Annotated in this window: 22 protein-coding genes, 1 tRNA gene and 1 other RNA gene; 18 read left to right on the top strand and 6 right to left on the bottom strand. The window is 40.8% G+C overall.

Translation table 11 applies throughout. From position 1 onward, the window contains the following. The first annotated feature begins 5 nt into the window (after positions 1 to 5). The 6 genes from NMU02_RS04220 (at position 6) to NMU02_RS04195 (ending at position 5,879) form a co-directional block, all read left to right on the top strand. A complete protein-coding gene (locus tag NMU02_RS04220) occupies positions 6 to 1,025 on the top strand; it encodes a hypothetical protein (protein WP_255026018.1) in 1,020 nt (339 codons plus the stop codon). Positions 1,026 to 1,247: 222 nt separating this feature from the next. Continuing rightward, complete coding sequence (locus NMU02_RS04215; RefSeq protein ID WP_009317188.1) at positions 1,248 to 1,556, top strand: DUF3853 family protein; 309 nt, start codon at positions 1,248 to 1,250, stop codon at positions 1,554 to 1,556. 14 nt (positions 1,557 to 1,570) lie between these two features. Beyond that, positions 1,571 to 2,647 carry an AAA family ATPase gene (locus tag NMU02_RS04210; protein WP_255026017.1) on the top strand — a complete coding sequence of 359 codons (1,077 nt, stop codon included), beginning with the start codon at positions 1,571 to 1,573 and terminating at the stop codon, positions 2,645 to 2,647. Positions 2,648 to 2,853: 206 nt separating this feature from the next. Continuing rightward, positions 2,854 to 3,810, top strand: a complete 957-nt coding sequence (locus NMU02_RS04205; RefSeq protein WP_255026015.1) for a DUF8464 domain-containing protein — start codon at positions 2,854 to 2,856, stop codon at positions 3,808 to 3,810. A gap of 223 nt (positions 3,811 to 4,033) precedes the next feature. Next, positions 4,034 to 5,437, top strand: coding sequence for a mobilization protein (locus NMU02_RS04200; protein ID WP_255026211.1), 1,404 nt, complete (start codon positions 4,034 to 4,036; stop codon positions 5,435 to 5,437). 88 nt (positions 5,438 to 5,525) lie between these two features. Beyond that, on the top strand, positions 5,526 to 5,879 hold the full coding sequence (locus NMU02_RS04195; RefSeq protein ID WP_004308780.1) for a nuclear transport factor 2 family protein: 354 nt from the start codon (positions 5,526 to 5,528) through the stop codon (positions 5,877 to 5,879). Positions 5,880 to 6,326: 447 nt separating this feature from the next. Here NMU02_RS04195 and lnu(AN2) read toward each other — a convergent pair whose 3' ends face one another. The 3 genes from lnu(AN2) to NMU02_RS04180 form a co-directional block, all read right to left on the bottom strand. After that, positions 6,327 to 6,839, bottom strand: coding sequence for a lincosamide nucleotidyltransferase Lnu(AN2) (gene lnu(AN2), locus NMU02_RS04190; RefSeq protein ID WP_005924251.1), 513 nt, complete (start codon positions 6,837 to 6,839; stop codon positions 6,327 to 6,329). A gap of 24 nt (positions 6,840 to 6,863) precedes the next feature. Continuing rightward, on the bottom strand, positions 6,864 to 8,069 hold the full coding sequence (gene mef(En2) / locus NMU02_RS04185; protein ID WP_005924254.1) for a macrolide efflux MFS transporter Mef(En2): 1,206 nt from the start codon (positions 8,067 to 8,069) through the stop codon (positions 6,864 to 6,866). Between the two features lie 327 nt (positions 8,070 to 8,396). Then, positions 8,397 to 8,481: transfer RNA gene (locus NMU02_RS04180), tRNA-Ser, on the bottom strand. Positions 8,482 to 8,760: 279 nt separating this feature from the next. On the opposite strand from NMU02_RS04180, the gene trxA reads away from it, so the two are divergent. From trxA to NMU02_RS04160, 4 genes are all read left to right on the top strand, one after another. Further along, a complete protein-coding gene (gene trxA, locus NMU02_RS04175) occupies positions 8,761 to 9,057 on the top strand; it encodes a thioredoxin (protein WP_255026013.1) in 297 nt (98 codons plus the stop codon). A gap of 158 nt (positions 9,058 to 9,215) precedes the next feature. Beyond that, positions 9,216 to 9,767 (top strand): chromate transporter, encoded by a 552-nt coding sequence (locus tag NMU02_RS04170; RefSeq protein WP_255026012.1) that lies wholly within the window; start codon positions 9,216 to 9,218, stop codon positions 9,765 to 9,767. 23 nt (positions 9,768 to 9,790) lie between these two features. Continuing rightward, the gene (locus tag NMU02_RS04165; protein WP_255026210.1) at positions 9,791 to 10,339 is read left to right on the top strand and encodes a chromate transporter; all 549 of its coding nucleotides are present in this window, start codon (positions 9,791 to 9,793) and stop codon (positions 10,337 to 10,339) included. 15 nt (positions 10,340 to 10,354) lie between these two features. Continuing rightward, on the top strand, positions 10,355 to 11,647 hold the full coding sequence (locus NMU02_RS04160; protein WP_255026011.1) for a bifunctional folylpolyglutamate synthase/dihydrofolate synthase: 1,293 nt from the start codon (positions 10,355 to 10,357) through the stop codon (positions 11,645 to 11,647). A gap of 17 nt (positions 11,648 to 11,664) precedes the next feature. On the opposite strand, the gene NMU02_RS04155 is transcribed toward NMU02_RS04160, so the two are convergent. After that, complete coding sequence (locus NMU02_RS04155; protein ID WP_255026010.1) at positions 11,665 to 13,020, bottom strand: YihY/virulence factor BrkB family protein; 1,356 nt, start codon at positions 13,018 to 13,020, stop codon at positions 11,665 to 11,667. Positions 13,021 to 13,045: 25 nt separating this feature from the next. Then, an RNA gene (rnpB, locus tag NMU02_RS04150) (RNase P RNA component class A) lies at positions 13,046 to 13,395 on the bottom strand. A gap of 307 nt (positions 13,396 to 13,702) precedes the next feature. Between rnpB and NMU02_RS04145 the strand changes: the two genes are divergently transcribed. The 8 genes from NMU02_RS04145 (at position 13,703) to NMU02_RS04110 (ending at position 23,686) form a co-directional block, all read left to right on the top strand. Continuing rightward, positions 13,703 to 15,226, top strand: coding sequence for a Do family serine endopeptidase (locus NMU02_RS04145; protein ID WP_255026009.1), 1,524 nt, complete (start codon positions 13,703 to 13,705; stop codon positions 15,224 to 15,226). A 244-nt stretch (positions 15,227 to 15,470) separates the two neighbouring features. After that, positions 15,471 to 16,331, top strand: a complete 861-nt coding sequence (locus NMU02_RS04140) for a sigma-70 family RNA polymerase sigma factor (RefSeq protein WP_009319324.1) — start codon at positions 15,471 to 15,473, stop codon at positions 16,329 to 16,331. Between the two features lie 439 nt (positions 16,332 to 16,770). After that, positions 16,771 to 18,267 carry a 2-isopropylmalate synthase gene (locus NMU02_RS04135; protein ID WP_255026000.1) on the top strand — a complete coding sequence of 499 codons (1,497 nt, stop codon included), beginning with the start codon at positions 16,771 to 16,773 and terminating at the stop codon, positions 18,265 to 18,267. 55 nt (positions 18,268 to 18,322) lie between these two features. Continuing rightward, complete coding sequence (gene leuC, locus NMU02_RS04130) at positions 18,323 to 19,717, top strand: 3-isopropylmalate dehydratase large subunit (protein ID WP_255025999.1); 1,395 nt, start codon at positions 18,323 to 18,325, stop codon at positions 19,715 to 19,717. Between the two features lie 52 nt (positions 19,718 to 19,769). Then, on the top strand, positions 19,770 to 20,360 hold the full coding sequence (leuD, locus tag NMU02_RS04125) for a 3-isopropylmalate dehydratase small subunit (RefSeq protein WP_255025998.1): 591 nt from the start codon (positions 19,770 to 19,772) through the stop codon (positions 20,358 to 20,360). A gap of 44 nt (positions 20,361 to 20,404) precedes the next feature. After that, positions 20,405 to 21,928, top strand: coding sequence for a hydroxymethylglutaryl-CoA lyase-like TIM-barrel protein (locus tag NMU02_RS04120; RefSeq protein ID WP_255025997.1), 1,524 nt, complete (start codon positions 20,405 to 20,407; stop codon positions 21,926 to 21,928). 36 nt (positions 21,929 to 21,964) lie between these two features. Continuing rightward, a complete protein-coding gene (gene leuB, locus NMU02_RS04115) occupies positions 21,965 to 23,035 on the top strand; it encodes a 3-isopropylmalate dehydrogenase (RefSeq protein ID WP_255025995.1) in 1,071 nt (356 codons plus the stop codon). Positions 23,036 to 23,236: 201 nt separating this feature from the next. After that, the gene (locus NMU02_RS04110; protein ID WP_255025994.1) at positions 23,237 to 23,686 is read left to right on the top strand and encodes a hypothetical protein; all 450 of its coding nucleotides are present in this window, start codon (positions 23,237 to 23,239) and stop codon (positions 23,684 to 23,686) included. Between the two features lie 84 nt (positions 23,687 to 23,770). On the opposite strand, the gene NMU02_RS04105 is transcribed toward NMU02_RS04110, so the two are convergent. Then, positions 23,771 to 24,961, bottom strand: a complete 1,191-nt coding sequence (locus tag NMU02_RS04105) for an OmpA family protein (RefSeq protein WP_255025993.1) — start codon at positions 24,959 to 24,961, stop codon at positions 23,771 to 23,773. Positions 24,962 to 25,242 lie beyond the last annotated feature (281 nt).

The raw sequence follows: 25,242 nt of genomic DNA, 5'->3' as shown, positions 1-25,242 counted from the left end.
CACCTATGGCAGACAATATACAGACGATGATTCCCCGATACGGGGAACTCTACAGAATATACAGGGACTATATAGACAATCACGTTTTCTCTTTTGACAGGCAGAAATTTATTTCCGATTTCTGTCAGCAGTACAATGACATGAAGTCTTTTGAAGCCGCCATCCTTGAACTGGTGCTTGACAGGCAAAAAGAACAATACACCCTGATACTCAACAGCCTGAAAACCGAAATAGAAAAGAGCATACAGGCTTATGAAACGCACCCCATAAGTGACAGTGCCATAGAGCGTGTCTGCCATCAGCACATGGAAAGGTATTCCCTTGAAATTGAAGCCCAACTGGATGTCACAAGAAGTCTGAGCAAGCCGCTGAATGAAGCCAACAACAGGTATGATTCCATCGGTTACAGGGAACATACAGCCGAAGAAGAAAAGCAGGCGGAGAAAGAATATGAACGCTGCAAGGCTGAATACGACAGGGAAAAAGCCAGACTGAACGAACTCTATGACCTGCAAAAGGCTGCAAGAAAGGAGGCATTCCAATATATGAAGAACCGTTGTGCGGACATATACCGTCAAAGCTGCCTTTTCTTGGACATATTGAAGAAATATATTCCCGACGGGAACCGACAGGAAGAACCGAGAAAGCCAGTCAGTCCGCAGGAAACAACAACGGAACAACACGAATACTTCAGCATGAAATTACTTTCGCTCATTCATGAAGTATGTGTGGGAGAACAGTTTGAAGAAATTTCCGCACCGGATTTTTATGCCAACATGAACCTGCAACCCTGCAACTACAAACTGAAAACCAAACCGAGAGAGAAAATCCGTGTATGTTATCTGATATTTCTCATGAGCGAAAAGCTCCCCAAACAGGACAGGGACAAATGGAAAGCCGGAATGCTCAAACTGCTGGATATTGATGACGGTTATTATAAGTCCAAGTACAAAGAGCCCGTTTCTGATTTCCCCAGTGACAGCAACCAGAATTTCGCCAAAGAAATGGAGCAGATATTCAGATAATCCGTGACATATCCTGATTCTTTACGAAAGTTCCACTTTTACCACTCAAATTCATTTTTGAGTGGTATTTTTATTTTCTGATATTCAATAAGATACAGCGATATTCGATTATATTATCCCCATCCTTACCACCCGTATCCATATCTAATTTTGCATCGTTCGAGAACAGAAATAACAGCCAGTGCGCAGGGCTGATTGTTTAACGACTAATTAGATTGGACTATGACAAATATCCAAGAATTATTATCCAAACCCGTCTGGCAGATGACAGGCGAAGAGTTTATAATGTTAAGCAGGCACGCATCCGGTCAGCCGGAAACGCAGCCGCAGCCCGTAACGGACACAAGCAGGAAATATGTGTACGGCATACTCGGCATAGCCAAACTGTTCGGGTGCAGCCTGCCCACCGCCAACCGCATAAAGAAAAGCGGGAAGATAGACAAGGCCATCACCCAGATTGGGCGCAAGATTATCGTGGATGCGGAACTTGCCCTTGAACTGGCAGGGAAGAAAACAGGCGGACGCAAATAACGGGAGGAATCGCTATGGACTATATGAAAGACATCCGGGAAATATCGGACGAACAGGCGGTAATCCTCTGGCAAGCCTCACGGCTGAGCCTGTCAGGAAAATACGAGAAAGCCCCCGAAATCCTCAGTGTGAAAGGTTCTGTAATAGGCACATTGGGAAATTTCAGCGCATCCATCGGCAAAGCCAAAAGCAAGAAGACATTCAATGTGTCGGCTATCGTGGCGGCGGCATTGAAAAACGGCACGGTGCTCAGGTATGCGGCTGAACTTCCCGAAGCCAAACGGAAAGTGCTTTATGTGGATACGGAGCAAAGCCCCCACCACTGCCTGAATGTGATGGAGCGCATCATGCGTATGGCAGGGCTGCCCGATGACAGGGACAACGAAAACCTTGAATTCCTTGCCCTGCGGAAGTACACGCCGGAGCAGCGCATAAGGATTGTCGAACAGGCAATCTACCATACGCCGAACCTTGGTCTGGTGATAATAGACGGCATCCGTGACATGGTATATGACATCAACAGCCCCAGTGAATCGACACGCATCATATCAAAGCTGATGCAGTGGACGGACGACAGGCAGATACATATCCACACGATACTCCATCAGAACAAGGGGGATGAGAACGCGAGGGGACATATCGGCACGGAGCTGAACAACAAGGCTGAAACCGTGCTGCTCGTTGAAAAGGACAAGAGCAACGGGGACATAAGCAAGGTTTCCGCCATGCACATCCGTGCGATGGACTTCGAGCCGTTTGCCTTCCGCATCAATGACAGGGCATTGCCTGAACTGATGGAGAACTACCAGACAGAAACCAAAGCACCCGGCAGACCCCAAGGTGAAAGGTTTGATGCCTGCAAGGACATTTCCGAGCAACAGCACCGGATAGCTCTGGAAGCCGCATTCTCGTTACAGGACGAATACGGATATAAGGAACTGGGCAAAGCACTGAAAGAGTCGTATGCCTTGGTGGGCATTCCGTTAAGTGACAACAAGCTGGTCAAACTCATCACAGTGTTAAAGAACAAGCGGATGATAGTGCAGGAAAACGGCAGAAAGTACAGGTACGAACCGGATTTCCACTATTAGCCCAATCCTCGCAATCACTTCACTTTATTCTCAGGGTCTATATATTAGGATAAAGCGAAGTGGTTACAGGAGTGCATCAAACCGCTTCACTTTAAGCCGTATCCTATATATACGACAATAAAGTGAAGTGGTTATACACCAGTAACCTATATGAAAAGGTACTGGCGAAAAGAAAAACAAGCAATAACCGATAAAGATAATCATTTATGGATATACAGACAGCAAAACAAATCAGGCTGGAAGAGTATCTTCACAGCTTGGGATATAGCCCGGTGAAGCGGCAGGGCATCAATCTTTGGTACAAATCGCCGTTCAGGGAAGAAACCGAAGCATCGTTCAAGGTGAATACCGAGCGGAACCAATGGTATGATTTTGCACTCGGCAAGGGCGGCAACATCATCGCACTGGCTTCGCACCTCTATGCAACGGACAGTGTGCCGTATCTTTTGAAACGCATAGAGGAACAGGCACCGCACGTGCGCCCCGTTTCTTTCTCTTTTCGCAAGCAGTCCTTTACGGAGCCGAGTTTCCAACAGTTGGAAATCGTGCCGCTTTCTTCTCCTGCCTTGCTCGCTTACTTGCAGGAAAGGGGGATAAATCCGGCACTGGCGAAAAGAGAATGTAAGGAAGCTCGGTTTACGCACAACGACAAGCAGTACTTCGCCATTGCGTTTCCGAACATATCGGGCGGCTATGAGATACGCAACCGATATTTTAAGGGGTGTATCGCTCCGAAAGACATTACACACATACGGCAACAAGAACCGAAGAACACCTGTTTCGTTTTCGAGGGATTTATGGACTACCTTTCCTTTCTGACCCTACGGCTCGAAAGCTGCCCGCAATACCCCGATTTCGACAGGCAGGATTACATGGTGCTGAACTCCGTAGCCAATGTTTCCAAGGCACTCTACCCGTTGGGAAGCTATGAGCGCATCCACTGCTTTTTTGACAATGACCGCGCAGGAATGGAAGCCTTGCAGCAAATCCGAAAGGAATACGACAGCATCCGGCATATACGGGACGCTTCCCAAATCTACTGCGGATGCAAAGATCTGAACGAGTATTTGCAGAAGCGCATGTCTGATGGAAAAGAGCAAATGCAATCCGTCAGAAAGAGGAATGATACGTTATCCAAGAAACCGAAAGGCTTCCGGTTATAGCCCACTATAACTACACGCTTCGCTTGCGTAGTTGTGGGCTCTCCCGAGGGGCTTAGGACGCTGCCCTAAGAACCCGGCAAGGGCTTTCAGCCCTATGCAACCCGACCAAAGAGTGACCCTCTCTTTGGAAACTCCGCTTATGGGTTGCCCCTAAGAACCCCTTGCGGTTATGAGCGGAAAGCAGCAAACAAAATTAGTAATAACCGAATTAAAAATTGAAAAGATGGCAACAAAATCAAGCATACATATCAAGCCTTGCAACGTGACATCAAGCGAGGCTCATAACCGGAGGACTGCCGAATATATGCGCAACATCGGCAAGTCCAAAATCTACATCGTGCCCGAACTTACAGCTGATAATGAACAGTGGATAAATTCCGATTTCGGCAATCTCGAATTGCAGGCGCACTATGAGAACATCAAGCGCATGGTCAAGGAAAAGACAGGCCGTGCCATGCAGGAAAAGGAGCGTAAACGCAAAGGGAAGAACGGTAAGATTATCAAGGTGGCGGGATGTTCGCCCATCCGTGAGGGAGTATTGCTCATCAGGCCGGACACCACTTTGACAGATGTGCGTAAATTCGGTGAAGAATGCCAAAAACGCTGGGGCATTACACCGCTGCAAATCTTCCTGCACAAGGACGAGGGGCATTGGCTGAACGGTCAGCCTGCACCGGAGGACATGGAGAGTTTCCAAGTAGGCGAAAGGTGGTTCAAGCCGAATTACCATGCCCATATCGTATTCGACTGGATGAATCACGATACAGGCAAGAGCCGCAAACTCAATGACGAGGATATGACCGAAATGCAGAGCTTGGCATCCGACATTCTGCTGATGGAGCGTGGGCAATCAAAGGCTGTAACAGGCAAGGAACATCTGGAACGGAACGACTTTATCATAGAGAAGCAGAAAGCCGAACTGCAACGTATAGAGGAAACCAAGCGACACAAGGAACAACAAGTAAGCCTTGCCGAACAGGAACTCAAACAGGTAAAAGCAGAGATACGCACGGACAAACTAAAGAAAACAGCCACCAATGCTGCTACCGCCATAGCAAGCGGTGTAGGTTCTCTTTTCGGAAGCGGTAAGCTGAAAGAACTGGAACATCACATCGAGCAGCTACATCAGGAAATTACCAAACGGGACAAAGCTACTGATGAATTAAAAATTCAGATACAACAAATACAGGAACAGCATAGCAGACAAATTCGTAATCTTCAAAGAATACATAATCAAGAACTTGAAGCCAAAGACAAGGAAATATCACGATTGAGCACCTTGCTTGAAAAAGCCCACAAATGGTTTCCCATGTTCAAAGAGATGTTGAGAATGGAAAAATTATGCGCTGTTATCGGGTTTACCAAAGACATGATAGAAAACCTCTTGACAAAGAAAGAATCCATACAATGTAGTGGCAAAATTTATTCCGAAGAACACAGGTGGAAATTTGACATCAAGAATGATATTTTTAGGGTTGAGAAACATCCGATGGATAGTGGTAAGCTTATGCTGACCATAAACCGACAACCCATAGTACAATGGTTTAAGGAACAATGGGAAAAGTTACAGCAGAATCTACGTAACTCGGTGCAGAGAGAGCAAAAATCCAGAGGATTTAGAATATAGAATAGCCTATTATTAATAAAATCAAGTATCTATGCATCCAAACAGATTGTTTTTATTACAGAATCAAAATCCTAAGAATTTATAAAAAATGAAGCCTAAAGAAGTTTTGGAAAAATGGATAGATTGCTTTAACAAAGCAGATGCTTATCATATAGCAGAGCTGTATGCTACTAATGCAGTAAATCATCAAGTCGCAAACGAACCAATAATAGGTAAAGAATCAATCTACAAAATGTTTGTGAATGAATTTGCCACTGCTAAAATGGTTTGTATGGTGGAAAATATTTTTGAAGATGGCGAATGGGCTATCATGGAATGGAAAGACTCTCTTGGACTTCGTGGATGCGGATTTTTTCATGTAAAAGATAACAAAATCGTCTTTCAAAGAGGGTATTGGGATAAACTTTCATTCTTGAAGCAACACAATCTTCCAATTGAATAAGTACTATCAGAATACGGACTGGGAAATTGAAATACCCAGTCCGAGTTATATAATGAATTTTACTTGTTAAACTATTTAAAGTCAGTTGGATAACAAACCATACCTTTCACATTCTCAGTAGCTCCAGGTATTAATTCAGCCACCATGCAATATTCATGAGAGACTTCGAAAGGAAATTCAATTCCTAAATCGATAGCCTTGCGATAGCCAAATCGAGGATAATACTCTTTATGCCCCAATACGACTGCTGTGCCGTAACCCAAAAGTGCTGCCCTCTGATGGGCTTACTGAATCAACATCCCCCCCCCAATTCCCTTACGCTGGAATTCCGGCAAGACTGCCAATGGAGCTACACTCAGGGATGTGACAGACTGGGTGTCACTGTCTATCTTTACTTCTGTAAGTAAGATATACCAGACAATTTGTTTTTCTGTCATTTTCTTGTTCTTATCTAATTGTTAGGCTCATTGTTGTTATACATTGTTTAATTATAGATAAATCGTGAATATCCTTCTCTCTTAAATCGTAGCCCGAATGGAATACTTGTTGCCCTTTTGCAGAAATGCAAGGGATGCTTCTGCCTTCAAAGACTGCTGTTCCAAAATAGTCCGGTTGAAATTCATACCAGCCTCCATCCAAGTCGGCTTGTTTGGAAGTGCCGTCCGCATTCAAGACAAAAGGATGGATATCAATATAGCCTAATTCTTTGCTATACAGTTCCACACGGGTGGGCAACCAATTTGTTTCAATTTGATATCCTCTCTCCTGCAAAAGACCAAGGAGTTGGTCTGTATAATTGGCATCAAAATCAATGTCAATATCTCTATGCAAGCGGGTTTGCTGTCCGTACAAGACATCCACTCCCCAGCCTCCATCCAACCAAAACTGCATGTCCAGGCTTTCCAACAAGTCCAAAACTTGAAATAACTCTGTAATCGTAGTGTGTTCTTTCTTTGTCATATAATAATTCTTTAATAAATAATACTATGCGTAATTATCCAACTGCTTGATTGAAGAAATAAAATTTGCACCCACTCCAATCAGAAAGATAACCCATCCGCTGATCATAAAGACGGATGTGATACCCCATGCTTCCACCCAATATCCTGAAGCTACGATACCCAGCATTGATGGAAAGGTACTCAAACTAAAGATGAGAGAAAAAGTCCGTCCAAGCATGTCCGAAGCCAAGTTCTGCTGAATAATAGCGATGAAAAGCGCATGGTAAATGGAATAGGCTATGCCTCCTGTAAATGTTAGGCAAACAAAACCTATAAATGCGCTTGATGGTAAATAACTGGCGCTAATCAGATACAATCCCAATATCACATAAGCCGTATGCATCACTAATGTTTGCTTGCTTTTCAAAGCCTTACAGGCAAGTACTAAACCGCCCAACAATGCCCCTGAGCCCCAACCCATTTCCACAACTCCCATTTGCAAAATGTTTCCGTTGAAATGCAGAAGCGTCATAAAAGGAAATAACGTAAAAACAGGCATAAGGACAAAAGTCACCAGCGTAAAGCATACGAATAAAGGCAAAATGCCCATTGTACGCCGCAAGGTATGCCAACATTCCGTCAGTTCTTTTTTGAAATCTGGAAGAACTTTCGTTTTTTGAAGAGAAGGAATCTGGACACAAAGTAAGGTCAGACAAGCAGCAACAGCTCCGATCACATCTATGAGCAGAATATACTGTATGGGAAGCCAAACAACGAGGCTTGCCCCTACAACGGGAGCTATCACCTCACTGAAGGATTGAATGGAATGGTACAAACCTGATACCCTGACAAGATGGTGCTTGGGAACCAGTAGAGGGATGCTTGCCTGTAAAGCAGGTGCATGAAACGTACTGCCTATTGAACGACAAGCAGTCAATAGATAAAAAAAAGAAAGGTCTTTATAACCCTTGGTTATCACAATAAAAAGACATAGGGTACAGAACGCGATGAACAAGTCCGAATAAAACATCGTTTTCTTTCGATTCCATCTGTCAACATAGACCCCGGTAAACAAGCCTAATACAAATTGTGGTAAAAATCCAGCTAAAATAGCCAGAGATAAAGCTGTCGGGGATTTAAATTCGTTGCTAATCCAAAAAATAATGGAGAAGCCAACAATCGTACTTGTTAAAATAGATATGAGTTGGCCTATTCCTATCACGGCCAAAGTTGATTTCCAATGATTCATTGTGCTAATATTTCATGCGTTTATAGATAAGTACTTTCGTACATTAAGCAAAACGAAATTCTATCCACACAAAAAACTTGTATTATAATCCACTCCTGACGTTGGAATACAATAACAAATACTTTCAGGACGATGTAAAGTCCTGAAAAATCAAAGTGAATGGATAGATAAATATTAGTCTTTTCTCATCGGATTCTTTTAATATCGCTACTCTTTTATTATGTAGTGGTTGTATTATCTTAAATAAAACAAAAACACCAGACTTTACATTCTTGGGTGTAAAACTGGGTGTTTGTTTTGCAATCTGCTGATTTTCAGCGTTTGTTGCGGAGAGAGAGGGATTCGAACCCCCGGTACCTCTCAGTACAGCGGTTTTCAAGACCGTCGCGATCGACCACTCTGCCATCTCTCCTAAAAAAGATCTCACTTCCTTTCGAAAGCGATGCAAAGGTAGTGACTTTTTTGATTTCTGCAAATTTTTTACACTTTATTTTCTTACAGAAAATATGGTAGATTTCATTAAAACCTCATTTTAAGAACATTAATAACCACATTATGTCAAGAAAAAAGAAATAACTGTGAAGAATCGAAATATGAATGCTTCCTATACCGCAAAATTGTAGAGATAATACAACTATTCAGCAAAAAAAATGTTATATTTATAACTGAATAAACGATTAATTTAAATGTTATGAATAATTTCGATGAAATAATATCTGCGAATAAACCTGTATTGGTAGACTTTTTTGCCGAATGGTGCGGACCTTGTAAAGCTATGAAACCGATTCTTGAAGAATTAAAGAAAATGATCGGCGATACAGCTACTATTCTGAAAATCGATGTAGATAAAAACAACGCTATATCGGCTAAATACGGTATACAATCAGTACCCACTCTCATTGTTTTTAAAAAAGGAGAAATCCTATGGCGCCAATCGGGCGTCATGCAAGCGGGAACATTAAAAGAGGTAATAGAAAAATATAAATAAGTTTTTTTATTTTCCTCTACCCTGTAAAATACCGATTATATTTTTATTAGTCCGGCATAATTTTAGAAGAACGCTAAAGAGTTTTATTAGACTCTTTGCGTTCTTGTTTGTTTTTACATAACTTTGCCAAACGATATGTAAATAAATAAACATAAGATATGGGTATATATCCGGACCTGTTTTTTACTTTTTTTAAAATCGGAGCTTTCACTTTCGGCGGAGGATGGGCCATGATCTCAATTATCGAAAAAGAAGTGGTCGACAAGCATAAATGGCTTTCTAAAGAAGAATTTCTCGATGCCCTAGCGATTTCACAGTCATTACCTGGAATTCTGGCTGTAAATATCTCGATTATGGTGGGAAATAAGCTAAGAGGAACTAAAGGCAGTATTATCGCAACATTAGGTACTGTCCTACCCTCTTTTGTTCTAATCCTGCTAATCGCGATGTTCTTTTCAAAATCGTATAACAACCCTGTAATCGAACGTATTTTTAAAGGAATACGCCCTGCTGTTGTAGCTCTTATCGTAGCACCAGTACTGACTACGGCAAAATCGGCCCGCATCAATATAAAAAATATATGGATACCTGCTGGAGTGGCTTTACTAATCTGGTTATGCGGTATTTCACCGGTATATTTCGTATTGGCCGGGGGGGTAGGAGGAATAGTTTATTATCGATATATCGATAAGAAGAGGAAACATCAATGAATCATAAATAGCGATAGAAAATGATCGTATATCTAAATTTACTCTGGGCATATCTGAAGATCGGACTATTCGGATTCGGTGGTGGCTATGCCATGCTTTCTCTAATACAACATGAAGCTGTAGAAGTAGTGCATTACGGAGAATCGGCTCCGTGGCTCACTTCAAAAGAATTTACCGACATCGTCGCCATTTCACAAATGACACCGGGCCCTATCGGCATAAACAGTGCTACCTATATCGGTTATGTAGCTACGGGCGGCAGTATATGGGGATCGATATTGGCTACAACTGCCGTTTGTTTACCGTCATTTATCCTGGTACTTCTGGTAAGTCATTTACTCCTGAAACATAAGGATAACCTATATATACAAAGTATATTTTCAGGCCTGCGTCCCGTCGTCGTAGGACTTATAGCATCGGCTGCTCTTATACTGATGAATAAAGAAAATTTCCCCGATTATTTACCCAGCGTACTTATAGCAGTCGTATCGTTTTTGCTGGTTCGTTATACTAAGATACATCCCATATGGGTGATCGTACTTGCCGGTATTGCAGGGTATATCATATATTAATCACCGAGAATAAAAATGAATTACGAAGAAACGCTTTCATACTTATATAAACAATTGCCTGTTTTTCAACAGATCGGAGCTGCCGCCTACAAACCCGGATTACAAAACAGTGAAGCACTCGACGAATATTTCGGGCATCCCCATCGAAAATTCAGGACTATACATGTTGCTGGTACCAACGGAAAAGGTTCTACATCTCATTTAATTGCCGCTATATTACAACAGAGCGGCTATAAAACAGGATTATACACATCGCCTCATTTAGTCGATTTCAGAGAAAGAATAAGAGTTAACGGGGAAATGATATCCAAAGAATTTATTATGGATTTTACCCGTCAACATCTGGAACCGACCCGTTATATACATCCTTCATTTTTCGAACTCACAATGATGATGGCTTTCGAGTATTTTGCCTCTTGTAAAATAGACGTAGCTATTATCGAAGTAGGTCTCGGCGGCAGACTCGATAGCACCAATATAATTTCCCCCGATCTGAGTATTATCACAAACATCAGCTACGACCACATGCAATTCTTGGGAGATACTTTATCTCAAATCGCCACTGAAAAAGCAGGAATTATGAAAAAAAATATTCCGGTCATCATCGGTGAAGCAAATGGAAAAGTAAAAGAAGTTTTCGAGAAACAAGCAAAAAAGATCGGAGCTCCGATCTTTTTTGCCGAAGAAATAAAACCGATAAAAAAGAGTATTCTGAACGAAAACGGAGGATGGTTTTTCGAAAACGACACCTATCCTCATCTATATGGAGAATTAGGGGGATACTGTCAGGAAAAAAATGCGGCTACCGTATTAACGGCAATCGAACAACTGATAAAATCGGGGTATCACATACATCCAGAGGCCGTTTACGAAGGCTTTTCCCATATTACATCTCTAACCGGATTACAAGGAAGATGGCAAGCAATAAATAATTCACCACAAGTTTTTTGCGATACAGGGCATAATACAGGTGGAATGCAATATATCGTATACCAATTATCACAACAAAAATATCGCATTTTGCGAATCGTATTGGGTATGGTTAATGACAAAGACATTAACGGGGTTTTACAAATGCTCCCCAAGAATGCAGTTTATTATTTCACCCAGGCCAGTGTTGCCAGAGCTATGCCCGCTGAAGAGATAAAACACAAAGCAAAAGCTATAGGGCTTTCGGGGAATGCATATCCTACAGTAGAAGCAGCTTATAAAGCTGCACTGAAAGAAAGCGACAAAGATGATTTTATATTCATTGGCGGCAGTTCCTTTATTGTAGCCGATCTGCTAAAATCACTCGAAAAAAGATAAAACGAGAAATAAAGCATTTACACAACATCCAGATCTTTAAGAAGGACTTCGTCTGCAGTGTGATACATTTGTTCCCGCGATCGTAATAATGTCTCCCACTGTCCTTTATATTCTATTTCTTCGTTTATCTTAAAATTTTCAGATCCCAGTTTATCGAGTCGGGATAACACCAAACCCGCCGAAATTAAATTAATATCCATTGCAGGCTGGTAGGCCATAACTCTTTCATCATCGGTTACCGCTTCAGAAATAACGCCTATATTCATTAATAATTGCAATACCTGTGCCGTAAGCTTTATGGGAATATGATAATTATTAGATATTTCTTCGAGAGTAAACGCCTTTTTCCCCTGCTCGAACCGCTTTACTATCACCGACGCTACAAGAATAGAAAAAAAATCTTTATACCGGCGACTTATGTTTTTCGTGTCTCTCTCGAAATTATAATTATTAATATTCTGAGCGGAAAATGAAAGAACCGCCCCGAATATACAGATGAGCCATGAAAGCTGCATCCACAGCAAAAATAACGGGAGAAAAGCAAAGCTTCCATAAATAGCATTATACTTTGAAACCCATATCTGACCACTTATATACAAAAATTGAAATAACTGAAATGCCGATCCGCAAATAATACCGGCAATAAAAGCATTCCAAAATTTCACTTTTGTATTGGGAAACAAAATATATATACCGGTAAAAAGCAAACAAGTAAGAAAATAAGGGCTAAATGAAATCAATCCTCTTACAACAGGGCTGATAAAATTTAGATACAAATTATTATTAATTCCCGATGAAATAAAAAGAGACAAACCGCTCGATGCGATCATAAGAATAGGCAAAATAATAAACATCGAAGTATAATCGGTAATTTTCCGGTAAAAAGACCGGTCTTTTTTTACCTGCCAAATATCATTTAATACATTTTCGACGTTTCCCATCAAACTTATAACTGTCCAGAAAAGAAATACGATACCTACACCTACAAAAACACCTCCGTTACGAGCCTCGGCCAAATAAGCATCGACAAACCCCAAAGCATGACTCAAAGCCTCTTTTTGAGCCGGTAAATAATCAAAAAGCTGGCTCTGGATAATATTTTGGAATCCAAAACCTTTAGCGATGGCAAAAATAACCGCCAAGGCAGGTACAACTGCCAAAACAGTACTATATGTCAGAGCCGAAGCTTTCGACATGAGATCATCTTCCTGAAAACGTCTGACAGAAATAGAAATTATTTTGATAAGATTGATAAAACGTTTGAAAGTTCCCGAGACTTCATTCTCGGTGATACGCCACATATCTTCCAAAACAAATTTGAGTGCACGGCGGAATTTAATTCTTAACCGGACTATCCAAGAAACCTTTGCCATTTTCCTGAAATATTTATAGAAAAAAGAAAACAGCAGGGCGATAAGCCGGGTTCTGTACCTAATAAAAGGCGTCTGTCATTTATCTAGGCCTTATGTCACCACAAGGCTCCAGCGGTTTACCCCCCGACATCGGACGAGTAGCCCTACAACGTCGGTATACATAACCTTACAACCCATAAGATGTACGGCTCTTCGCGTTACCGCAAAGACCGGTGAGCTCTTACCTCACCTTTTCACCCTTACCACCCGAAAGTGGCGGTTATTTTCTGTTACATTACTCTACCTTCACAGATAGCTTCCCGTTAAGAAATATGGTACTCTGTGTTGCCCGGACTTTCCTCCTGTGAGACCACAGGCGACAGACTACCCTGCTGTATAACGCAAAGATAACTTATTGTCAACGATTATGCAACTAAAAACAACAAAAGAACGTTACTACGCCTTTACATGACAGAATAAAAAAATGAATATTAAAAAAATAGCTGTTATATGACAAAATGTCGGGTAAGCATGTCACCGAACCGTCTATCATCAGTTAAGTGCTGTTAAGTTGATACAGTTGCTATTAAAAGTTTCTAAAAAGTATGACATGTAAGAATAACCGTACGAATGTTGTATTAATTTTAACGTGTCGAATATTTAAATACGACAATATTTTAACATTTGAAGAAATAAAATAATTATGGAAAATTACAGAAGAAAACTAATTGGATTTATCCTTGTAGCCATTGTAAGTTCGGGTATCTCTATTGGCGTATATTCACTCCTGAATAATACAGGCTTTGCCTCAACGAAGAATAATACCGAAATAGACGGCGGTTTTGCTCGTCCTGTCGGTTATGCTATTACTTCTCATTCGCCTGCAATAGAGACCGATTTTACCAAAGCGGCAGAAAGTACGGTAAATGCCGTCGTAAGTATAAAAAGCACTTCTACCTCAAAAAATCAATATCCTAATATGCAGCAAGATCCCTTCTTCGAATTCTTTTTCGGACAACGGGGAGGAGGTAACATGAAACCACAGCCGCGTATAGGAATGGGTTCGGGTGTAATCATATCGAACGACGGTTACATCGTTACCAATAATCATGTCATCGACGGAGCCGATGAATTGGAAGTAACCCTAAACGATAATCGTACGTTCAATGCCAAACTTATCGGAGCCGACCCTTATTCAGACCTGGCACTGATAAAAATAGATGCAAAAGATCTTCCGACAATTGTATTCGGTGATTCCGATAAATTAAAAATCGGCGAATGGGTACTGGCTGTCGGTAATCCATTCCAACTCACCTCCACTGTAACTGCTGGAATCGTTAGCGCAAAAGCCCGTTCACTGGGTATGGGACAAGGACAAAGAGGTGGTCGCCTGGGTATCGAGTCATTTATACAAACCGATGCAGCCGTTAATCCCGGTAATAGTGGCGGAGCACTCGTTAATACCAATGGAGAACTGGTTGGAATCAATACCGCCATTTATTCAGAAACCGGAAACTATGCGGGTTATTCTTTCGCTATACCTACCAGTATCGTAAGTAAAGTTATTACCGACCTGAAACAATACGGTACCGTACAACGAGCTTATCTGGGAGTAAGTATTATCGACATAAATTCTGAAACAGCAAAACAATTCGGAATCGACGCTCAAGAAGGGGTTTACATTCCCGAAGTGGAAGACCGAAGCGGAGCTATGGAAGCCGGTATAAAGAAAGGCGATATCATCATCGCTATTAATGGCATAAAAGTTAAGAATGCAGCCGCATTACAAGAGCAGATCAGCCGGTATCGCCCTGGAGATAAAGTGAAAGTTACTGTTATTAGAAACAAAGAACACAAAGACTATTCGGTTGTACTTAAAAACCGGCAGGGAAATACATCGATTACCAAGGCTGTAAACATTAATACACTCGGCGCAGCATTTAAAGAACTGAGCGACAAGACCCGCAAAGAACTCAATATACGTTATGGTGTACAAGTCGATGGTATTAAAGAAGGTAAAATACAAAAATCAGGAATTCGGAACGGATTTATTATCCTGAGAATTAATAACAACCCAGTTACTTCTGTAAATGACGTAGAAGAAATATTCAACTCGATCGTACGCAGTGATTCGGCAGATAAAGTTATGTTCATCACCGGTATATATCCCAATGGTAAAAACGGATACTATGCGGTAGATCTTAACGATACGGCCGACCCTAAGTAATATAACGATAAAAAACATCTGAAAGCACGGTTCTACAGAACGTACAGATGTTCCCGAACCGTGCTTTTTTATAAATATATACTTAATACACAATATATAACGCAACAAATCGTTTTATTAAACGTTTAAGTTATAAATTGCAATTTGCGAAAAAAAGCCTTATACGATAGTTTTTTATAAGCAACAAAGCAAATTTATTAGCAAAAAAACGTTATATTTGCACTCCAAATTTTCATTTTGCAAAATGAGACAACTAAAAATTACAAAATCAATTACAAACAGGGAGAGTGCTTCTCTTGACAAGTATCTTCAGGAAATCGGACGCGAAGACTTGATCACGGTCGAAGAAGAGGTAGAACTCGCTCAACGCATTAAGAAAGGCGACAGAGTAGCTTTAGAAAAACTTACTCGGGCTAATCTGCGTTTCGTTGTTTCGGTTGCCAAGCAATATCAGAATCAAGGGTTAAGTCTGCCGGACTTAATTAACGAGGGAAATCTCGGACTGATAAAGGCTGCTGAAAAATTTGACGAAACCCGCGGATTCAAATTTATTTCTTATGCCGTTTGGTGGATTCGCCAATCGATTCTTCAAGCCTTGGCAGAACAATCGCGTATCGTTCGCCTTCCACTCAATCAGGTAGGTTCACTGAACAAAATCAGTAAAGCCTTCTCTAAATTCGAGCAGGAAAATGAGCGCCGCCCTTCTCCGGAAGAACTTGCCGACGAATTGGACATTCCCGTAGATAAGATTTCGGATACGATGAAAGTATCAGGTCGTCATATCTCGGTAGATGCCCCTTTTGTCGAAGGAGAAGATAATAGCTTACTCGATGTACTGATCAACGACGATTCACCAATCGCCGACCGTTCACTCATCAATGAGTCCCTTGCAAAAGAAATTGACAGAGCTCTTGCTACTTTAACCGAAAGAGAAAGTGATATAATCAAAATGTTTTTCGGTATTGGATGTCAGGAAATGACACTGGAAGAAATCGGCGATAAATTCGGCCTCACAAGAGAGCGCGTACGCCAGATTAAAGAAAAAGCCATCAGAAGATTAAGACAAAGTTCACGTAGCAAACTGCTGAAAACTTATTTGGGATAATCTCGCATATACGAGATTTTACAAAGAGGAACCGACAAGGGTCTCCTCTTTTTTTTATATGAATGCGCACAAACCATAATATGCTGTATAACAGATTGGGGGAAAAACCAAAACTTATAATTTATACAATAAAACCCGATAAAAGTAATAAGAATAAATATTTTTATTCAAAAAAGTTTCAGTTTTTGTTTTGCATTTTAAAAAGTATATTTATATTTGCAACATAAAATTGAAATCATCAAAGATAAAAATATGAAGATTCGTTTTTTTAATCTACTAAGCAGCCTATATATTATTCTATCGGGATTCTCCGACAGAAAGTGAGACAGGCGCGCACATAAACAACGATAACGAATCAAAAAAATAATTCAGACAACCTTTCTCACACCATGTGCGAAAGGTTGTTTTTATATAAGAAAACAAATAACACATATAGAAAATGTCAGACAAATTATTTATTTTCGACACCACTCTGAGAGATGGTGAACAGGTTCCGGGATGCCAATTGAATACAGTTGAAAAAATTCAGGTAGCCAAAGCTCTCGAAGAGCTGGGTGTAGATATTATCGAAGCCGGATTCCCTGTTTCGAGTCCGGGAGATTTCAAATCGGTAGTCGAAATTTCAAGAGCCGTTACTTGGCCCACGATATGTGCACTTACCCGTGCTGTAGAAAACGATATAAAAGTGGCAGCCGAAGCCCTGCAATATGCAAAACATAAAAGAATACATACAGGTATAGGAACCTCCGATTCACACATTAAGTACAAATTCAATTCTACCCGAGAAGAAATTATCGAACGGGCTGTCGCAGCAGTAAAATATGCAAAAAAATATGTTGAAGATGTACAATTTTACGCTGAAGACGCCGGACGTACCGATAACGAATATCTGGCACGTGTGGTAGAAGCCGTGGTAAAAGCCGGAGCGACTGTTATCAATATACCCGATACAACAGGATATTGCCTACCTGAAGAATTCGGACAAAAAATACGCTTTCTTAAAGAAAATGTAAGAGGCATTGACAATGTCGTAATAGCCACACATTGTCACAACGATTTAGGTATGGCTACGGCTAATACGATCTCAGGAATTCTCAACGGCGCCCGTCAGGCTGAAGTAACGATAAACGGTATCGGGGAGAGAGCCGGAAACACCTCTCTCGAAGAAGTAGCTATGATTTTTAAAAGCCACCGCGAAAAAAATATCGAAACCAACATAAATACACAGAAAATTTACGGAATCAGTCGTATGGTTTCCAGTTTAATGAATATGCCTGTACAGCCCAACAAAGCGATTGTAGGCAGAAATGCATTCGCTCATTCTTCTGGAATCCATCAGGATGGAGTACTTAAAAACAGAGAAAGCTATGAAATCATCGACCCGAAAGATGTAGGTATCGATGAAAACTCGATCGTATTGACAGCCCGTAGCGGACGAGCTGCATTGAAACATCGCTTGCATATACTGGGGGTAGATCTCGATAAAGAAAAACTCGATAAAGCCTACGAGGATTTCCTTAAACTGGCCGATCGTAAAAAAGATATCAACGATGATGATGTACTCATGCTTGTAGGAAAACACCGCTCGGAAAATGCCCGTATCCATCTCGAATACTTACAGGTAACCTCGGGAGTCGGAGTACAGTCCGTCGCCAGCGTATGCCTTAGTATCGCCGGTGAGAAATTCGAAGCTGCCGCTTCTGGTAACGGGCCGGTAGATGCAGCAATCAATGCCGTAAAACAGATCATACATCGGAAAATGACCGTACAGGAATTTCTTATCCAAGCTATAACTAAAGGAAGCGATGACGTAGGAAAAGTACATATTACCGTATCATACGAAGGAACTCATTATTACGGATTTTCGGCCAATACCGATATTATTGCGGCTTCGGTAGAAGCATTTATCGATGCAATTAATAAATTTGTAATATAAAATTATTACCAAAGAGTAAAAACAAGATAAAAGACATATAAATCAATCCTATCCGATGAAAACATTATTCGACAAAATCTGGGACTCACACATAGTATCTACAGTAGAAGGCGGTCCCACCCAATTATATATCGACCGGCATTATTGCCATGAAGTTACAAGTCCGCAGGCCTTTAACGGACTACGCGAGCGTAAACTCAAAGTTTTCCGCCCCGAAAAAACAACCTGTTCCCCCGACCACAATATCCCTACACTCAATCAGGACAAACCCATAACCGATCCCGTATCGAAAAAACAAGTAGAAGAACTCACTCGTAACGCTCAAGAGTTCGGCATCGAATTATTTGGTCTGGGACATGAAAAAAATGGAATTATACATGTAATCGGTCCTGAAAACGGACTTACCCAACCGGGAATGACAATTGTTTGCGGAGATAGCCACACTTCTACTCACGGAGCTTTCGGAGCGGTAGCTTTCGGTATAGGAACCAGTGAAGTAGAAATGGTATTGGCTTCACAATGCATATTACAGCCCAAACCGAAAAAAATGCGTATTACAATAGACGGAAAACTCGGAAAAGGTGTCACTGCAAAAGATATCGCATTATATGTAATTTCTAAAATGACGACTGGAGGAGCTACGGGCTATTTTGTAGAGTTCGCAGGAGAAACCATCCGTTCTTTAAGTATGGAAGAGCGAATGACCGTGTGCAACCTAAGCATAGAAATGGGTGCCCGCGGTGGTATGATCGCCCCTGATGAAACGACATTTGCTTACATGAAAGGGCGGGAATTCGCACCTCAAGGCGAAGAATGGGAAAAAGCCGTTGCCCGCTGGAAAAAACTGAAGAGCGATGATGATGCAATATTCGATAAAGAAGTTAATTTCGACGCTGCAGATATCGCTCCTCGCATTACTTACGGGACAAATCCGGGAATGGGAATGGGTATACAGGAATGCATCCCTGAATTAAGCAACATCGATGACGCAGGGAAAATCTCTTTCGAAAAATCATTGGCTTATATGGGATTCAAACCTGGCGAGAAAATAATGGGAAAACCTATCGACTATGTTTTCTTGGGAAGTTGCACTAATGGACGTATCGAAGACTTCAGAGCATTTACCCATTTTGTAAAAGGACATAAAAAAGCCGACAATGTTATCGTATGGTTAGTTCCTGGATCATGGAAAGTCGAAAAACAAATACGCACCGAAGGGTTAGATAAAATTTTGGCCGAAGCAGGATTCGAATTACGACAACCGGGTTGTTCGGCTTGTCTGGCTATGAACGATGATAAAGTACCGGCAGGAAAATATGCCGTATCCACATCGAACCGAAATTTTGAAGGAAGACAAGGACCCGGAGCCCGTACGATTCTGGCAGGGCCCTTAGTAGCCGCAGCTGCAGCTATAACCGGAAAAATAACCGATCCCAGAGATTTTTTATGATTCCGCACCCCTCAATACAAAATCATTTATAAACTAAGAAAATCGAATTGAAATGACCGATAAATTTGTAAAAATAACATCCACCTGTGTTCCTCTTCCTATGGAAAATATCGACACAGATCAAATAATACCAGCTCGTTTCCTTAAAGCGACAACCCGAGAAGGTTTCGGTGAGAATCTATTTCGTGACTGGAGATATGATAAAGGAGGCAATCCTATACCCGAATTCGTTTTAAATAACCCTACTTATTCAGGAACTGTACTGGTAGCAGGGAAAAACTTCGGCAGCGGATCAAGCCGTGAACATGCCGCATGGGCCGTAGGAGGATATGGTTTTAAAGTCGTAGTATCGAGTTTTTTCGCCGATATTTTTAAAAACAATGCTCTTAACAACTGTGTTTTACCGGTAGTCGTGTCAGAAAAATTCTTGGCAATACTCTTCGAAGCAATCGACAAAGATCCAAAAACGACCGTAACAGTAGACCTCGAAAACCAAACTATTACCAACAACAGTAACGGAACATCTGAGTCTTTCGACATAAATCCATATAAAAAAAATTGTCTCCTCAACGGTTATGATGACATCGACTATCTGTTGAGTCAAAAAGATAAGATCGAAAATTGGGAGAAAAAAAATTCCTGATATCTTATATTCTTGCTTCTATCGAAATAAAAAAATAACAACCTATGCAGATCGAAATATTAGATACTACCTTACGCGACGGAGAACAGACTTCGGGTGTTTCCTTTGCAGTACAGGAAAAATTGAGCATAGCCCGCTTGTTGCTCGAAGAACTGAAAGTAGATCGTATTGAAATCGCATCCGCACGCGTATCAGAAGGTGAATTCGAAGCTGTAAAACGGGTTTGTGACTGGGCCGCTAAACGAGGACATGCCGAAAAAGTGGAAATATTGGGATTTATCGATGGAGGAATTTCGGTAGAATGGATTAAAAAAGCCGGTGGAAAAGTGATCAATTTGTTATGTAAAGGATCTTTGAAACACTGTGAACAACAATTGCGAAAAACACCTTTCCAACATATCGAAGATATAAAAAAGGTCATAAATCAGGCTATAGCAAACAAACTGTCGGTAAATATCTATCTGGAGGACTGGTCGAACGGTATGTCCCAATCTCCGGAATATGTTTACTCACTGATAGAAACATTGCATACCGAGCCAATAAAAAGATTTATGTTACCCGATACACTCGGAGTTTTAAATCCTTATCAGACATTTGAATTTTGTCGTGATATGGTAAAAAAGTATCCCGGCTTGCATTTCGATTTTCATGCACATAACGATTATGATTTAGCTGTAGCTAATGTATTTTCAGCTGTAAAAGCTGGAGTGAAAGGCATACACTGCACAATCAACGGACTCGGTGAGAGAGCCGGTAATGCTCCCCTATCCAGTGTATTAGCCGTATTACACGATCAGTTAAATATACATACACATATCGCTGAAAACAAAGTCAATCAGGTAAGCCGGGTAGTAGAATCATATTCGGGTATACGAATTCCGGCAAACAAACCGGTTATCGGAGAACATGTATTTACACAATGTGCCGGGGTGCATGCCGATGGAGACAGTAAAAATAATTTATATTTCAACGAACTGTTACCTGAAAGATTCGGGCGTACTCGTGAATATGCTTTGGGAAAAACTTCAGGAAAAGCTAACATCCGTAAAAATCTCGAAGCATTAGGAATCGAACTCGATGAAGAATCGATGAAAAAAGTAACTGAGCGTATTATCGCTCTCGGAGATAAAAAAGAAGTCGTTACTCAAGACGATCTTCCTTATATTATCTCGGATGTCTTAAAACATAACGATAAAGAACAACCCATACGCATTCTCAATTATTCCCTTTCACTGGCTCAGGGATTAAGACCTGTAGCGGTAATAAAAATGGAAATACATGGAATACAATACGAAGAAACTGCTATCGGAGACGGACAATACGATGCTTTTATGAAAGCTTTACGAAAAATATATAAGGTACATTTAAAACAACCGTTTCCTATGCTAACGAACTATATGGTAGATATCCCCCCCGGAGGGCGTACCGATGCTTTTGTACAAACGATCATTACCTGGAATCATAACGGACATACATTTAAAACACGTGGACTCGATGCCGACCAAACGGAAGCTGCCATACAAGCAACCCTCAAAATGTTGAACCAGATATCTATGAATAATTTTTAAACCCTTAACAAATCAAACGAAAAACAATATACAATTATGAAAATGAACATTGCCATACTCCCGGGTGACGGGATCGGTCCCGAAATCGTATCACAAGCATTACAGGTAACCGAAGCCGTTTGTAAAAAATTCGGTCACGACCTTACTTATAAACATGCATTAGTAGGAGCCTGCGCCATTGAACAAACAGGAAATCCCTACCCTGACGAAACTCATGAGCTCTGTATGCAATCAGATGCCGTACTATTCGGAGCAATCGGCGATCCCAAATACGATAACAATCCGTCCGCTAAAGTGCGTCCCGAACAGGGATTATTGGGGATGAGAAAAAAATTAGGACTTTATGCCAATATCCGCCCGGTAACGACTTTCGAAACCCTGATACATAAATCGCCTTTACGTACCGACATCGTTACCGGCACCGACCTCATGTGTATACGCGAACTTACCGGAGGTATTTATTTTGGGCGGCCGCAAGGCAGAAGCGAGGATAATAACGTTGCTTTCGACTCTTGTGTTTATAGCAGAGAAGAAATAAAACGTATTGTAGAACTCGCCTATAAATACGCCCGCCAACGTAAAAAAAAGGTAACGATTGTAGATAAAGCCAATGTTTTGTGTACTTCGAGACTCTGGCGTGAAGTAGCTCAGGAAATAGAAAAACAAAATCCGGATATAACGACCGAATATATGTTTGTCGACAATGCGGCTATGCAACTGATACAATGGCCAAATCGTTTCGATGTAATTGTAACTGAAAATATGTTTGGCGACATCCTGACCGATGAAGCATCGGTTATAACCGGTTCCTTGGGAATGCTTCCTTCTGCATCCATAGGCTTGCACACATCGGTGTTCGAACCCATCCACGGATCTTATCCGCAGGCAGCAGGAAAAGACATAGCAAATCCTATCGCAACGATATTGTCGGCTGCACTGATGTTCGAATATGCTTTCGGGCTTATGGATGAAGGCCGTGTAATACGCACGGCAGTAGATGAATCCATTAAGGCAGGTGTGGTAACAGAAGATATTGCTTCGGGAGACAAATCATACAAAACGTCTGAAGTAGGGAAATGGATTAAAGAATATATTTTAAATAAATAAGCGAAAATAAAACTCAGCCACGATAAAAATAGCTTTGTTACCAGTAGTTATTTTTGAGTTTTAAATGATATAGAAACGGATGTCAGCCTTTAGCCGCAACCGTTTTTATTTTTTACCGGCAATTTTAAATATCAATTTATTTCCCGTATTGTAAATAATCGTATATTTACTATTGAAATCCTTCAATCAAAATATATAGAGATGAAAAAATGTAACTTAAAGGTTTTTCTGTCGATTCTGTTTACAGGAATGTGGATGAGTGCATGCGATGTTACAGACGAACCCCGTATCCCGCCAAACGATAGTAGATCTCCTTCTACTTACGCTTTATGTAATAAAATTTGGGTCGATTATTATTTAGATAATTCCAGCGGAATAAATGTCGAACACGAACTTACTTTCAGTATTAACGGAAGTGGCATGGACCGCCGAATTTTTCGTTATACCACCGGCACTCGAGTAGATAATTTTCCTTTTCGCTGGAGATGGTTCGACAACTATGAAGAAGGACTCATAATAGAATATCTTACACCTCCATATCCTGATAACGAAAAGATCGTTTATTTTGATAATATAATGATAAGAAATCACTATCTGTCGGGAGAATTATTTAATAATTATGTGACTTTTGTCGATAGCAACATATTATAAATTCGACAATCATTTAGATAAAGAAAGCCGGTCCGAATAAATTCGGTACCGGCTTTCTTCATCTAAGAGTGTTAAACCTTATAATTATTTAGCAGCTTTTCCAGAGAAAATTACCACACGGTTCCAGTTATTATTGTTAGGATAAGGCTGTTTATTGCTTCCCATACCTTCCATATGTATGCGATTTGCATTAATACCGTATTTGCTGGTAAGTATCTTAACAACGGCTTCGGCACGTTTTTTACTCAACGACAGATTATAAGCCGGAGTACCTGTTTCTTTATCGGCATAGCCCGAAACCATAACATTACAATCGGGATTTTTCTTCATCCATTGTGCGATATTATAAACATTTACCATTTCCTCGTTAGATACAACGGCACTGTTGATACGGAAACGTACTACTGCTGCCAAGTCGGTATTACAATTCTGCGGAACTTCGGCAATAACTTCCTGAACAACGACTTCTTGTTCGGGACAAGGCGGACATTCACGAGATTCACAAACTTCGAGTTGTGAACGCAATTCGTTAACGCGATTATTCAACCCATTTATAACCATTCGATCTGCATAAGCATCATATGCAACAAAACGTTCTTTACCGAATTTAACGGTAAGACCTCCGATAGCCGATACGATCGATTCAATCTGTCTTCCCTGAATTACACCGTTAAATTGGTCTGTCATGGCATTTGCACGACCTTCCAAGAAGAAATCTACATAATGACCCAGACGGAAATTTATTTTCATACCGATAGAAACCGGAAAACCATAAGTTTTACGATTGGCTTCGGGATTATGGAATCCGTAAATACCCCCCACACCGGCAAACGGAATGACGGATACGACACGGCGCTCGTTATAACCGCCTAAGGCATTGGTAAGATCCCACATTAAATCACCGTAAACAGCTGCATATCTTGTATGGAACATATGAGTTTTATCGGGCCATAAAGAATGTAACGAACCACCCATAGCGTTAATACGAATCCCCACATAAGGAGTAATCCATTTACCCAGAGCAAAACTCATAGCCAATGTATATTGTGCATCACCTTTGTGTTCAGTCAGAAAAGTCTGAGCACCTGCTCCTAACGATATATACCAGTTGTTACCAACTTTAGGCGAATAATAATGTACTTTACCGGGGACCACTTCCGTAACGGATACTTCCTCCGCTTCAACCACGGCCACTTGAGCCGCTCCACTCTCGATATAGGCCCAAGAGGCAATCAAAGCCAATGCCATTGAATAAAAAATGTGCTTTGTTTTCATCACTTTGTTATTTTTTAGTTTACAATTGTTTATGCGTCGGTAACGTATATCCGGTACGGCAGGCCTGAAAGCGACCGGTGAATACACACTGTAACGCAGTTTAAATTAATTTGAATGTAAAACAACCTTAATCCCCATTCTGTTCATTCAGGTAGAATAAAAAGCAGATGAAAAGAATAATAAAACAAAAAAGATATTTAAGTAACGGCTCTAAATCATTTATCGATTTGTTATTATCATATAAAATTAGTAATATTGCATCGTACTGATAATCAACCTTA

The organism is Coprobacter tertius, assembly GCF_024330105.1.
GTDB lineage: Bacteria > Bacteroidota > Bacteroidia > Bacteroidales > Coprobacteraceae > Coprobacter > Coprobacter tertius.
Note: the sequence above shows the minus strand (reverse complement) of the source record. Positions and strands in the feature narration are given on the sequence as shown.

Bases quoted from the DNA above. Each gene is read 5' to 3' on its own strand.
- NMU02_RS04195 (WP_004308780.1), top strand. From the start codon at position 5,526: ATGAAGCCTAAAGAAGTTTTGGAAAAATGGATAGATTGCTTTAACAAA.
- NMU02_RS04215 (WP_009317188.1), top strand. From the start codon at position 1,248: ATGACAAATATCCAAGAATTATTATCCAAACCCGTCTGGCAGATGACA.
- NMU02_RS04200 (WP_255026211.1), top strand. From the start codon at position 4,034: ATGGCAACAAAATCAAGCATACATATCAAGCCTTGCAACGTGACATCA.
- NMU02_RS04120 (WP_255025997.1), top strand. From the start codon at position 20,405: ATGCAGATCGAAATATTAGATACTACCTTACGCGACGGAGAACAGACT.
- NMU02_RS04160 (WP_255026011.1), top strand. From the start codon at position 10,355: ATGAATTACGAAGAAACGCTTTCATACTTATATAAACAATTGCCTGTT.
- NMU02_RS04210 (WP_255026017.1), top strand. From the start codon at position 1,571: ATGGACTATATGAAAGACATCCGGGAAATATCGGACGAACAGGCGGTA.
- NMU02_RS04155 (WP_255026010.1), bottom strand. From the start codon at position 13,020: ATGGCAAAGGTTTCTTGGATAGTCCGGTTAAGAATTAAATTCCGCCGT.
- leuD (WP_255025998.1), top strand. From the start codon at position 19,770: ATGACCGATAAATTTGTAAAAATAACATCCACCTGTGTTCCTCTTCCT.
- NMU02_RS04110 (WP_255025994.1), top strand. From the start codon at position 23,237: ATGAAAAAATGTAACTTAAAGGTTTTTCTGTCGATTCTGTTTACAGGA.
- NMU02_RS04105 (WP_255025993.1), bottom strand. From the start codon at position 24,961: ATGAAAACAAAGCACATTTTTTATTCAATGGCATTGGCTTTGATTGCC.
- NMU02_RS04220 (WP_255026018.1), top strand. From the start codon at position 6: ATGGCAGACAATATACAGACGATGATTCCCCGATACGGGGAACTCTAC.
- NMU02_RS04205 (WP_255026015.1), top strand. From the start codon at position 2,854: ATGGATATACAGACAGCAAAACAAATCAGGCTGGAAGAGTATCTTCAC.
- NMU02_RS04135 (WP_255026000.1), top strand. From the start codon at position 16,771: ATGTCAGACAAATTATTTATTTTCGACACCACTCTGAGAGATGGTGAA.
- trxA (WP_255026013.1), top strand. From the start codon at position 8,761: ATGAATAATTTCGATGAAATAATATCTGCGAATAAACCTGTATTGGTA.
- leuB (WP_255025995.1), top strand. From the start codon at position 21,965: ATGAAAATGAACATTGCCATACTCCCGGGTGACGGGATCGGTCCCGAA.
- NMU02_RS04145 (WP_255026009.1), top strand. From the start codon at position 13,703: ATGGAAAATTACAGAAGAAAACTAATTGGATTTATCCTTGTAGCCATT.
- NMU02_RS04170 (WP_255026012.1), top strand. From the start codon at position 9,216: ATGGGTATATATCCGGACCTGTTTTTTACTTTTTTTAAAATCGGAGCT.
- leuC (WP_255025999.1), top strand. From the start codon at position 18,323: ATGAAAACATTATTCGACAAAATCTGGGACTCACACATAGTATCTACA.
- NMU02_RS04140 (WP_009319324.1), top strand. From the start codon at position 15,471: ATGAGACAACTAAAAATTACAAAATCAATTACAAACAGGGAGAGTGCT.